Annotated in this window: 13 protein-coding genes; 5 read left to right on the forward strand and 8 right to left on the reverse strand. The window is 73.0% G+C overall.

The features are described from left to right. Both BGO22_RS13555 and BGO22_RS13560 read right to left on the reverse strand, forming a co-directional pair. A partial coding sequence (locus BGO22_RS13555; RefSeq protein ID WP_286851285.1) for a DUF1365 family protein occupies positions 1-219 on the reverse strand: 219 nt, incomplete at its 3' end. Further along, positions 216-1586: an NAD(P)/FAD-dependent oxidoreductase gene (locus BGO22_RS13560; RefSeq protein ID WP_286851287.1), complete on the reverse strand. Its 1371-nt coding sequence runs from the start codon at positions 1584-1586 to the stop codon at positions 216-218. The genes BGO22_RS13560 and BGO22_RS13555, both read right to left, overlap by 4 nt. Positions 1587-1793: 207 nt before the next feature. Here BGO22_RS13560 and BGO22_RS13565 point away from each other — a divergent pair, with 207 nt between their 5' ends. Then, the gene (locus BGO22_RS13565) at positions 1794-2381 is read left to right on the forward strand and encodes a sigma-70 family RNA polymerase sigma factor (RefSeq protein WP_286851289.1); all 588 of its coding nucleotides are present in this window, start codon (positions 1794-1796) and stop codon (positions 2379-2381) included. Positions 2382-2414: 33 nt separating this feature from the next. Beyond that, the gene (locus BGO22_RS13570; protein WP_070399388.1) at positions 2415-3101 is read left to right on the forward strand and encodes a ChrR family anti-sigma-E factor; all 687 of its coding nucleotides are present in this window, start codon (positions 2415-2417) and stop codon (positions 3099-3101) included. On the opposite strand, the gene BGO22_RS13575 is transcribed toward BGO22_RS13570, so the two are convergent. The 5 genes from BGO22_RS13575 to BGO22_RS13595 form a co-directional block, all read right to left on the reverse strand. Continuing rightward, complete coding sequence (locus BGO22_RS13575; RefSeq protein ID WP_286851291.1) at positions 3064-3549, reverse strand: DUF2177 family protein; 486 nt, start codon at positions 3547-3549, stop codon at positions 3064-3066. The two genes, BGO22_RS13570 and BGO22_RS13575, sit on opposite strands and share 38 nt — an antisense overlap. Before the next feature lie 33 nt (positions 3550-3582). Then, the gene (locus BGO22_RS13580; protein ID WP_286851292.1) at positions 3583-4221 is read right to left on the reverse strand and encodes a DUF6134 family protein; all 639 of its coding nucleotides are present in this window, start codon (positions 4219-4221) and stop codon (positions 3583-3585) included. Beyond that, positions 4218-5024, reverse strand: coding sequence for a DUF1295 domain-containing protein (locus tag BGO22_RS13585; protein WP_286851294.1), 807 nt, complete (start codon positions 5022-5024; stop codon positions 4218-4220). The genes BGO22_RS13580 and BGO22_RS13585 overlap by 4 nt, the downstream gene beginning before the upstream one ends. A gap of 4 nt (positions 5025-5028) precedes the next feature. After that, positions 5029-6090: an SAM-dependent methyltransferase gene (locus tag BGO22_RS13590; RefSeq protein WP_286851296.1), complete on the reverse strand. Its 1062-nt coding sequence runs from the start codon at positions 6088-6090 to the stop codon at positions 5029-5031. A gap of 83 nt (positions 6091-6173) precedes the next feature. Continuing rightward, complete coding sequence (locus tag BGO22_RS13595; protein ID WP_070399385.1) at positions 6174-6692, reverse strand: MarR family winged helix-turn-helix transcriptional regulator; 519 nt, start codon at positions 6690-6692, stop codon at positions 6174-6176. A 110-nt stretch (positions 6693-6802) separates the two neighbouring features. Between BGO22_RS13595 and BGO22_RS13600 the strand changes: the two genes are divergently transcribed. The 3 genes from BGO22_RS13600 to BGO22_RS13610 are packed head-to-tail and all read left to right on the forward strand — an operon-like array spanning position 6803 to position 10097. After that, complete coding sequence (locus BGO22_RS13600; RefSeq protein ID WP_286851297.1) at positions 6803-7765, forward strand: Bug family tripartite tricarboxylate transporter substrate binding protein; 963 nt, start codon at positions 6803-6805, stop codon at positions 7763-7765. Between the two features lie 30 nt (positions 7766-7795). Continuing rightward, positions 7796-8764, forward strand: coding sequence for a Bug family tripartite tricarboxylate transporter substrate binding protein (locus tag BGO22_RS13605; protein ID WP_070399383.1), 969 nt, complete (start codon positions 7796-7798; stop codon positions 8762-8764). Positions 8765-8771: 7 nt separating this feature from the next. Beyond that, entirely contained in the window at positions 8772-10097 is a 1326-nt protein-coding gene (locus BGO22_RS13610; protein ID WP_286851299.1) for a sulfatase family protein, read from the forward strand. On the opposite strand, the gene BGO22_RS13615 is transcribed toward BGO22_RS13610, so the two are convergent. Then, positions 10088-10581: LysR substrate-binding domain-containing protein (locus BGO22_RS13615; protein ID WP_286851300.1), on the reverse strand; the 494-nt coding region annotated here is incomplete at its 5' end. The genes BGO22_RS13610 and BGO22_RS13615 overlap by 10 nt on opposite strands.

Consider the following 10581-nt stretch of genomic DNA (forward strand, 5'->3'; position numbering starts at 1 on the left):
GCTGAACAGGTTGAAGCGCCCGACGGAAAACCAGCGCAGGCGCGCGTGCAGCGACGCCAGCTCATCGATATCGAGCAGCAGCGAGAACATGCGGTACGCCAGGCGGTGCCGCACCGGGCCCGGCCGCTGGTGCACCACCCGCCCGTCGTACAGCGCCGAGCGCCACGCCGGGACCGGCGCGGCGGCGGCGGGCGGTGGCGCCGGCCGAGGCGTCGTCACGCCAAGGCCCCGGGCAGGTGGATGCGCGCGGACTCGCCGTCCACGGTCCAGGGCCGGCGCACGCCGCCCAGCGCCTCGGCCACCGCGAGCCCGGCCTGCAGGCCATCTTCGTGAAAGCCCGAGCCGAAGTAGGCCCCACAGAACCAGGTGTTGCGCTCGCCCTGCAGCGACCAGAGCTCACGCTGCGCCGCGATGGCCGCGGCGTCGAAGCTCGGGTGCTCGTAGACCTCGGTGCGGATCAGGTGCTCGCGCCGCGGCGCGGCCGCCGGGTTGAGGGAGACGAACAGCGGCGGCGCTTCCCGCCCCTGGGGCAGGTGCGGCTGCAGCCGGTTCATCCAGTAGGTCACCGTCGGCGCGGCCTGGGCGCCGCGCTCGGCCAGGTAGTTCCAGCTCGACCAGACCGCGCGGCGGCGCGGCATCAGGGCGGGGTCGCTGTGCAACACCGCGAGGTTGCGCGTGTAGCCGAAGGCGCCGAGCAGGCGGCGCTCGGCCTGCGTCGGCTCGGCCAGCAGGCGCAGCGACTGGTCCGCGTGGGTGGCCAGCACCACCTGATCGAAGGCCGGCGTCCAGCCGCCGTCGCGCAGGCGCAGCCGCACGCCCGCGGGCCCGCGCTCGACCGCGGTCACCGGCGCCTCGTGGTGGATGTGGCCGTCGAAGTCGCCCACCAGGCGGCGCACGTACTCGCGGCTGCCGCCGTCGACGGTGCGCCAGACCGGCCGGCCCGATACCTGGAGCAGGCCGTGGTTCTCGCAGAAGCGCACGAAGGCGGCCACCGGGTACTGGCCGATGCGCTCGGCCGAGCAAGACCAGATCGCCGCGCCCATGGGGTAGAGGTGGTCGTCGCGCAGGGCGCGGCCGTAGCCCCGGGCGTCCAGGTAGGCGTCCAGCGACAGCCCGCCGCAGGCCGCCGCGTCGCGCGGGGCCTCGCGGTAGAAGCGCCAGAGCTCGGCCAGCATGCGCCAGAAGCGTGGGCGCAGCAGGTTGGCGCGCTGCGCGAACAGGCCGCCGAGGTCGGTGCCGGCGTACTCCAGGCCGCCCCGGTCCAGGCTCACCGCGAACGACATGTCCGAGGCCCGGGTCGGCACCCGCAGGTGGCGAAAGAGCGCGGTGAGATTGGGGTAGGCGGGCTCGTTATAGACGATGAAGCCGGTGTCCACCGGCACCTGCCGCGCGCCGCAGGGCGCGTCCACCGTGTGGCTGTGGCCGCCGGTCCGCGCCTCGGCCTCGAACAGCTCGACGGCGTGGCGGCGCGACAGCAGCCAGGCGCAGGACAGGCCGGCGATGCCGCCGCCGACGACGGCGATGCGCAGGCGGTCGCCGCCGGTTCGGGCGCGCGGTGGCGTATCGAGGTCGGGGGAACGGCTCATGGGGGTGGCTTTCGGTCGGTGAGGCCCTGCTTGTACGCAGGCCAGGCGGTTTTGGATTCCCCGCCGCGCCATCCCGGACTGGGCGATGATCCAATCCCCCGCGCGCCGCGTAAAAGGGCCATGGGCCAAGCTCGACGCGACGAATCCTCCACCCCCTGGGTCACCCCCCCGGGCGGGACCCCGCCGAGCCCGCCCAGGACGCCGCACTTGACCATCGTTCCGCTCCACGCCGACCGCGCCGCGCCCGACCCGTCCGAGGACTGGCCGGCCCAGTTGCGCCGCATCGCCGAACACCGGGACCCGCAGGCCTTCGCCCGCCTGTTCCAGCACTTCGCCCCGCGCGTGAAAAGCTACCTGATGCGCACCGGCAGCAGCGACGAGGCCGCCGAGGACCTGGCCCAGGAGGCCCTGGCCATGGTCTGGCGCAAGGCCGCGCTGTTCGACCCGGCGCAGGCCGCGGTGTCGACCTGGGTGTTCACCATTGCGCGCCACCTGCGCGTGGACGCCTCGCGCCGGCAACGGCTGGACTTCGCGGGCGACGAATGCTTCGAGTTCGACCAGCTCCCGGCCGACGGCCCCGGGCTGGCCGAGCAGACCGATGCGCAGCGGCTGGCGCAGCGCGTGCGCGAGGCGCTGGAGCGGCTGCCCGCCGAGCAGGCGCAGGTGCTGCGCCTGTCCTATTACGAAGACGAGCCGCACGCGCGCATCGCGACCGAACTCGGCCTGCCGCTGGGCACGGTCAAGTCGCGCATCCGGCTGGCCGTGGCCCAGTTGCGCAAGTTGCTCGACGCCTGAGGCCACCCAACGATTCCCTTGCCGAACCCGACCATGGACGCCCCCGAGATTCACCACCACCCCAGCGACGAACTGCTGCTGTCGCATGCCGCGGTCGGCCTGCCGATCGGGGCGCGGCTGGTGGTGGCCACCCACCTGGAACTCTGCGCCACCTGCCGCCAGCGCGTGGCGGCGCTGCGCGCCCTGGGCGGGGTGCTGCTGGACGAGCAGCCGCCCGCGCCGCTGCGGGAAGACGCGCTGGCGCGCGCCCTCGATCGGATCGCGCGCATCGAGCCACACCCGCCCGTCCCCACGCTGGGCGACCGGGCGCCGCGCCGGCCCAGCGCGCCGCCCCCCCTGCCCCTGGGCGCCGTGTGGCCACGCGCCCTGGCCGATTGCAGCGCCACCCGCTGGCGCTGGCTGGGGCCGGGCATGCGCTGGAGCCGCGTGAACGTGCCCGACGCGCCCGAGGCCAACGTCTTCCTGCTGCGCATCGGCGCCGGCAAGTACCTGCCCCGGCACACCCACCGCGGCACCGAGCTGACGCAGATCCTCTACGGCCACTTCCATGACGGGCGGGCCCTGTTCGGCCCGGGCGACTTCGACCTCGCCGATGCCGATGTCCACCACCAGCCGGTGGTGCAGGACGGCGGCGAGTGCATCTGCCTCGCCTCGGTCGACGGCCGGCTGGCCTTCGATGGGGTCATCGCCCGCTGGCTGGGCGGACTCGTCGGCATGTAGCCAGGGTGAGCCGGGCCGCCAGGCCCGAGGCCGTGCCGCTGACGAAGGCGCCCCAGGCGAGGTCCGCCAGCGTCACGCGCCAGGGCCAGTCGCGCAGCGTGGCCTGATTCGTGAGGTCGTAGGTCGCGTAGGCCAGGAGCCCGAACAGCGCCCCGCGGCCGAGCGCGGTGCCCCAGCGGCCGGAGGACAGCGCGGGCGCCACGGCAAACACCAGCAGGCCGGTGATGTACAGGACATAAAACAGGCCGGCGGCCGTCCAGTCCACGGTGCCGGACAACAGATGGCCGATGGCGGGCTGGTACAGCGTGGTGTGCATGCTGCTCAGCCAGACCGCGTCCAGCGCCAGGAACACCAGCGCGGTGAGCGCATAGGCCAGCGGCCAGCGCCAGGCCGGCGCGGCACCGGTCGAGGCCGTCGCGGCCGGGGCGTGGGAAGTCGCGTGTTGCATGGGGGGTCTCCGCCAAAAAAGAAAAAACAGGCCTCAGGGCAACCGGTAGCTCAGCAGCCGATCGCCCCGGACCAGGGCGTCGAGGCCGATCCAGCGGCCACTGGCGCGATCCAGCCACAGGGTCAGCGTCTGGCGGGTCGCGGCGGGCGTGGGCGCGGTGGCGACGAGCCGCCAGCGCGCGGCCGTCACCTCGCGCCCGTTCACCGCCAGCGGCGCATCGGCCAGGCGCTCGAAACGCACCGCGTCGAGCTGGCCGGTCTGCGGGTTGAGCAGCTGCGTCTGGCGCGTCAGCGCGGGGTTCCAGTAGGCGTAGCTCATGAGGCAGGCGGGCCGGACAGGCCCGCTGGCGCCGGCCGTGTCGTCGGGCCACTCGACCTGGCTGGCCTCGCCGCCGTCGTTGGTGCGCGCGCTGACCCCGTCCAGGCAATCGCCACGCCAGCGCTCGCGCGCCTCGTGGCGGTAGCGGTACAGCGGCACGCCCAGCAGGGTGACGTCCATGCGCGCCACGCTCTGCACCTCGCGCGCCTCGGGCGGGCCGCTCAGCTCGAAGCGGTGCGAGCCGATCGGCCGGCCGTCCAGCCGCACCTCGAAGGCCCAGACCTCGGCCCGCGCGGGCGCCGCCGCGGCCCCCGCCAGCAGCCAGGCCAGCGCCCACCCGCGCCAGGCCCTCACCGCGCGCCTCCGCGCCGGGGCGGCCAGGGGAAGAAGGCGCTGGTGCGCGCCACGTAGTCGCGGTAGGCGGGGCGGCGCTCGCCGATGTCTTTTTCCAGCAGGGTCACACCCGACACCCGCAGCAGCAGCACCGTCATCAGCAGCGGAGAGACCAGGCACCAGGCGCCGGCCGCGCCGCCCGCCCCCAGCGCCATCAGGCCCAGGCCCCACCACACGCAGGCCTCGCCGAAGTAGTTGGGGTGGCGCGAGCAACGCCACAGGCCCCGGTCCATCACCTGGCCGCGGTTCGCGGGGTCGCGGCGAAAGCGCGCCAGCTGGGCGTCGGCCACGGTTTCCATCAGCAGGCCGCCCAGGGCAAGCGCCGCGCCCGCCCAGTCCCACAGGCCCCAGGCCGCGCCAGCGCGCCCCATGGCCACCAGCAGGGGCCAGCCAACCACCCAGCCCAGCAGCGCCTGCAGCAGGAACACCAGGTACAGGCTCTTGAGCGCGAAGCCAGGCCCGTGGCGCTCGCGCATGTCGCGGTAGCGGCGGTCTTCGCCGTGGCCCCAGTTGCGCCAGGTGATGAACACGCCCAGGCGCAAGGCCCAGGCGAGCGCGATGAGCAGCATGGCCAGGGCCCGCGCGTCGGCGCCGAGCCGCCAGGCATAGACCAGGGCGGGCGCCGCGACGAAGGCCGGCCAGACGCGGTCGGCGACGCTGGCGTCGCGCAGCGCCAGACTGGCCAGCCAGGTGGGCAGCGCGATCGCGAAGGCGGTCAGCAGGCCCGCGGCCGCGGCGGCGAGCAGCGCGTGGTTGGCCTCCATGGGATCAGCGCCGCGGCGCGAACAGGTAGTGGCTCACCCACCACTGCTGCCCCTGGTCGTAGCCGAACAGCTCTTCCACCGACAGCAGGAACAGCCGCCAGCGCTGCCACCACATCGGCGCCTGGCGCGCGCCATAGACCGACTCGAACACCGGCCGCAGGGCCTCCCGATGGGCGTCCAGCCGCTCCAGCCAGGCCGCCGCGGTGCGCGCGTAGTGGCGCCCGTCCCAGCGCCAGCGTTCCAGCAGGGCCAGGTCGTCCTGGCACAGCAGGGCGAGGTCGTCGCTGGGCATCATGCCGCCCGAGAAGAAGTGGCGGCTCATCCAGTCGCTGGCGTCGCGGGCCTCGAAGGCGTACGGCGCTTCGCGGTGGACGAAGACGTGCATGAAGAAGCGGCCGTCGTCGCGCAGCCAGCGCGCCACCTTGGCGAAGGCCTGGGGCCAGTTGCGCAGGTGCTCGAACATCTCGACCGACACCACGCGGTCGAACTGGCCATCGTGCGCGCCGTCCTCGCCGAAGGCGTTGAAGTCGCAGGTGAGCACGCGCAGGTTGCCCAGCCCGCGCGCGCGCGCCTGGGCTTCGATGAAGGCGCGCTGCGAGGCCGAGTTCGACACCGCCAGGATGCTGGCGTTCGGGTAGTGCGACGCCATCCACAGGCTGAGCGAGCCCCAGCCACAGCCCAGCTCCAGGATGCGCTGGCCGTCGGCCAGGCCGGCGCGCGCGGCGGTCTCGGCCAGCGCCGCCTCCTCGGCGGCCTCCAGCGAGGACACGCCCTCGGGCCACCAGCAGCAGCTGTACTTGCGCTGCGGGCCCAGCATGGCCTCGAACAGGGCGGGCGGCAGCTCGTAGTGCTGCTCGTTCGCCTTGTCGGTGTGCAGCGCCAGGGGCGCGGCCCGCAGCGAGGCCAGGAAGGCCTGCGTCAGCGCGGCGGCGCCCTCGGGGTCCTGGTGGCGGGTCTCGTCCAGCCGCTCGCGCAGCAGGCGCCGGATGCCCAGGCGCAGAGCCGGCTCGGGCAGCCAGCCACGTTCGGCCCATTGCAGGGCCACGGAAGACAGATCGAGCGCCATGCGGGCCCCCATGAAGTGGCGAATGGCCCTTGTACGCGGGAGGGCGCGCCGTGGATCAGCCGAGGGAGCGCCGACGCGCCGCCTCAGTGGTCGTCGTCCGGGTTGTCGCGCGCCAGCGGCGCCTCGCCCGCCAGCATGCCGTCGGCCAGGGCCTGCACGTGCGCGACCATGGCGTCCAGCGCGCGCCGCTGCTCGGGCGTCAGGCCCTGCACCAGCGCGTGGTTGATGGCCGCGATGCGCGGGAAGATGTCGTCGTGCACCCGGCGCCCCGCCTCGCTCAGGAAGATCTGCACCTCGCGCCGGTCGTGCGGCTTGGGCCGGCGCTCGATCAGCCCCTTGCCCGCCAGCGAGGTCAGGGTGCGCGAGGTGCGCGCCCGGTCCAGCATGGCGCGCTCGGCCAGCGCCGATGACAGCACGCCCTCGTTCTCGGCCAGGAAGGACAGCACGCGCCACTCGCGCCGCGTCATGCCGTGCCGCTCCTCGCACATCCGCACCACCGTGCGCCCGGCCGTGATGTGGATGCGGTACAGGCGGTAGAGCAGGAAGTCGGCCTGGCGCTCGGGGTGCAGCAGCCGGTCGGTCCCGGCAGGGGGGGATGACATCAGGGTAAACCCGTAGAACGGTTGATTTCCGCAATCGATTGTGAATCCCTAGCATGGCCGGCTCCAAGCGGGACCACCCGCACCACGACAACCACACCCGGAGACACACCATGACCTTCAGCCGCCGCCTGATCCATGCCAGCCTGCTCGCCGCCCTCGCCCTGGGCGGCGGTGCCTTCGCGCAGGACAAGACCCCGTTGAAGATCGTGGTGGGCTTTCCGCCCGGCGGCTCGGCCGACACCCTGGCCCGCCTGCTCGGCGAGCACCTGCGCGACCAGTACGCGCCCATCGTGGTGGAGAACAAGCCCGGCGCGGGCGGGCGCATCGCGCTCAACCTCGTCAAGCGCGCCGAGCCCGACGGCCACACCGTGATCGTGCTGCCCAGCGGCCCCATGGTGCTGTTCCCGCACGTCTACAAGAAGCTGGACTACGACGCGGTGAAGGACTTCAGCCCGGTCTCGCTGATCGCCAACTTCCAGTTCGGCGTGGTGGCCGGCCCCGCCAGCAAGGCCAAGACCGTGGGCGAGATGGTGCAGGCCGCCAAGGCGCAGCCGGGGGTGGCCTCCTACGGCACGCCGGGCCTGGGCACGCTGCCGCACTTCATGGGCGTGCTGTTCGAGCAGCAGGTGGGCGCCAAGCTCAACCACGTGCCCTTCCAGGGCGGCGGCCCGGCCAACACCGCGCTGCTGGGCGGCCACATCGACTACAAGTTCGACGTCGTCTCCGAAACCGCCGAACTGCACCGCACGAACAAGGTGCGCATCCTGGCCGTGACCGGCGCGCAGCGCGACCCGCAGGTGCCCGAGGTGCCCACGCTCAAGGAAAGCGGCATCGACATGGTGGCCACCGCCTGGTTCGCCATGTACGGCCCCGCGAACATGAACCCCGCCGCGCGCGACCGCCTGTCCAAGGCCGTGGCCGCCGCGGTGAAGACGCCCGCCCTGCGCGAGCGCCTGCTCGGCCTGGGCTACGACGCCGTGGGCTCCACGCCCGACGAACTGGCCGCCGCCCAGGCGGCCGACCTCAAGCGCTGGGAGGCCCCGATCAAGGCCACCGGCATCCAGCTCGACTGAGCACCCGCCTTGTCCGAAGGAGTTCTTTTCATGACCGCTCGCCGCCGCGCGCTGTTGGGCCTTGCCCTCGCCGCCGCCCTCGCCGCCCCCGCCCTGCACGCCCAGACGGCCTGGCCCGCGCAGACCGTGCGCTTCGTCACCAACTTCCCCGCGGGCGGCCCGGCGGACATCCTGGCGCGCTCGGTCTCCCAGGGGCTGCACGAGCGGTTCAAGCAGAACTTCGTGGTGGACAACAAGCCCGGCGCGGCCGGCAACATCGGCGCGGCCGACGCCGCCAAGGCCGCGCCCGACGGCAACACCCTGCTGTTCGGCATCGACACCACCTTCACCATCAACCCGCACCTCTACCCCAACCAGGGCTTCAAGGCCGCGGACCTCAAGCCCGTGATCATCATGGCCTCCTCGGGCCTGCTGATCGGCGTGCACCCCTCCACCGGCCTGAAGACCCTGCCCCAGCTGGTGGAGCAGAGCGGGGCGAAGAACGTCAACTTCAGTTCGGCCGGCAGCGGCAGCCCGGGCCACCTGGCGGTGGAGGTGTTCGCCGAAGCCACCCGGCACAAGCTCACCCACGTGCCCTACCGCGGCAACACACCGGCCGTCACCGCCGTGCTCGCGGGCGAGGTGGACGGCGGCGCGCTGGCCACGCCGGGCATGCTGCCGCACGTGAAGGCCGGCAAGATCACCGCCCTGGCCGTCACCAGCCGCCAGCGCTCGGCGCTCGCGCCCGAGATCCCCACCGTGGGCGAGCTCGGCTTCAAAGGCCTGGAGCAGGAGGTGCTCTACGTGGTGATGGCGCCCGCCGCCACGCCCGACGCCCTGGTGCAGCAGATCGGCAAGGCCATCGCCGAGACGCTGCGGCGCCCCGACGTCAAGGCCCGCATGAACGGCCTGGACCTGTTCTACGAAGGCCTCACCGGCGCCGCCGCCAGCCAGCGCCTGGCCGACCTGAACGCGCGCTACGGCGCGATCGTGAAGGCCACCGGCATGAAAGTGGAATGATCGCGACATGAACCGCCCCAACATCATCTACATCGTCTGCGACGACCTCGGCTACGCCGACCTGGGCTGCTACGGCGGCCGCGAAGCCGGCTTCGGCCGCGTCTCGCCGAACATCGACGCGCTGGCCGCCGGTGGCCTCAAGTTCACCGAGGGCTATTCCAACTCGCCGGTGTGCTCGCCCACGCGCTTCGCGCTGATGACCATGCGCTACCAGTACCGGCTGCGCGGCGCGGCCGAGGAGCCCATCAACAGCAAGGCGCGCAAGAGCCAGACCCTGGGCCTGCCGCCCAAGCACCCCACCCTGCCCTCGCTGCTGCGCGGCGCGGGCTACCGCACGGCGCTGATCGGCAAGTGGCACCTGGGCTACCCGCCGGCCTTCGGGCCGCTGCGCTCGGGCTACGAGGAGTTCTTCGGCCCCATGGCCGGCGGCGTGGACTACTTCACCCACTGCGCCAGCACCGGCGACCACGACCTGTGGTTCGGCGAGGAGGAAAAGGCCGAGGAGGGCTACCTCACCGACCTGCTGAGCCGGCGCGCCGTGGACTACGTCGACCGCATGGCCGCAGGCGCCCAGGGCGGCACGCCCTTCATGCTGAGCCTGCACTACACCGCGCCGCACTGGCCCTGGGAAACGCGCGACGACGCCCGCGTCGCGCCCGAGCTGGCGAAGAACCTGTTCCACCTGCACGGCGGCAACGTGGAGAGCTACCGCCGCATGATCCACCACATGGACGAAGGCATCGGCTGGATCATGGACGCGCTCAAGCGGCACGGCCTGGCCGAGAACACCGTCGTCGTCTTCACCAGCGACAACGGCGGCGAGCGCTTCTCGGACAACTGGCCCCTGGTGGGCGGCAAGATGGACCTCACCGAGGGCGGCATCCGCGTGCCCTGGATCGTGCACTGGCCCGCGCAGGTGCCGGCCGGCGGCAGCACCGCGCAGCACGGCATGAGCATGGACTTCTCGCGCACCCTGCTGGACGCCGCCGGCGTGGCGCCCGACCCCGCCTGCGCGCCCGACGGCGTGTCGCTGCTGCCCGTGTGGCGCGACGCTGGCGCGCGCATCGAGCGCCCCATGCACTGGCGCATGAACCACCGCGGCCAGCGCGCGCTGCGCGAGGGCGACTGGAAGTACCTGCGCGTGGACGGCAACGACTACCTCTTCAACATCGCCAAGGACGCGCGCGAGCGCGCCAACCTGGCGCCGCGCGAACCCGAACGCCTGGCCGCCATGCGCGAGCGCTGGGAGGCCTGGAACGCCAGCATGCCGCCGATCCCCGAGGACGCGACGGTGAGCCTGGGCTACTCGTATAAGGACATGCCTCAGCGCTGATCGGCCAGCGCGCGCCGGCCGGCCAGCGCCACGTGCTGGATCCAGCCGATCAGCTCGCGCGCGGCCGGCGTCAGGGGCAGGTCGTGGCGGCGCAGCACGCAGATCGTCGGGCTGGGCATGGCGTCGCGCACCGGCACGATGCACAGCGACTCGCGAAAGGCGTTCATCTCGAACAGGGTGCGCGGCATGGTCGAGAGCATGCGCGAATGCGTCACCACGCCCGGCAGGGCGAGGAAGGATTCGCACACCATGCCCAACCGCGGCTCGCCCAGGCCGGCGCGCGCGAACACCTCATCGATGACCGCCCCCGGCCCGCCCGGCGCGCTCGACAGCACCCACTGGCAGTCGCGCAGCTCGGCCACGCTGGTGGCCTGCGCGAGCGGGTGCTCGCGCTGCGCAACGATCACGATGTCGCTCTGGTAGAGCGGCTCGGCCACGATGTCGCTCTGCACCTCCTGCCGATGCGCGGGCGTGATCGCGAAGT

This window comes from Hydrogenophaga sp. 70-12, assembly GCF_001897365.1.
Classification (GTDB): Bacteria; Pseudomonadota; Gammaproteobacteria; order Burkholderiales; family Burkholderiaceae_C; genus Hydrogenophaga; species Hydrogenophaga borbori.

Coding starts and splice junctions, on each gene's coding strand:
- BGO22_RS13560 (WP_286851287.1), bottom strand. CDS start 1,586: ATGAGCCGTTCCCCCGACCTCGATACGCCACCGCGCGCCCGAACCGGC.
- BGO22_RS13570 (WP_070399388.1), top strand. CDS start 2,415: ATGGACGCCCCCGAGATTCACCACCACCCCAGCGACGAACTGCTGCTG.
- BGO22_RS13575 (WP_286851291.1), bottom strand. CDS start 3,549: ATGCAACACGCGACTTCCCACGCCCCGGCCGCGACGGCCTCGACCGGT.
- BGO22_RS13585 (WP_286851294.1), bottom strand. CDS start 5,024: ATGGAGGCCAACCACGCGCTGCTCGCCGCCGCGGCCGCGGGCCTGCTG.
- BGO22_RS13590 (WP_286851296.1), bottom strand. CDS start 6,090: ATGGCGCTCGATCTGTCTTCCGTGGCCCTGCAATGGGCCGAACGTGGC.
- BGO22_RS13595 (WP_070399385.1), bottom strand. CDS start 6,692: ATGTCATCCCCCCCTGCCGGGACCGACCGGCTGCTGCACCCCGAGCGC.
- BGO22_RS13600 (WP_286851297.1), top strand. CDS start 6,803: ATGACCTTCAGCCGCCGCCTGATCCATGCCAGCCTGCTCGCCGCCCTC.
- BGO22_RS13605 (WP_070399383.1), top strand. CDS start 7,796: ATGACCGCTCGCCGCCGCGCGCTGTTGGGCCTTGCCCTCGCCGCCGCC.
- BGO22_RS13610 (WP_286851299.1), top strand. CDS start 8,772: ATGAACCGCCCCAACATCATCTACATCGTCTGCGACGACCTCGGCTAC.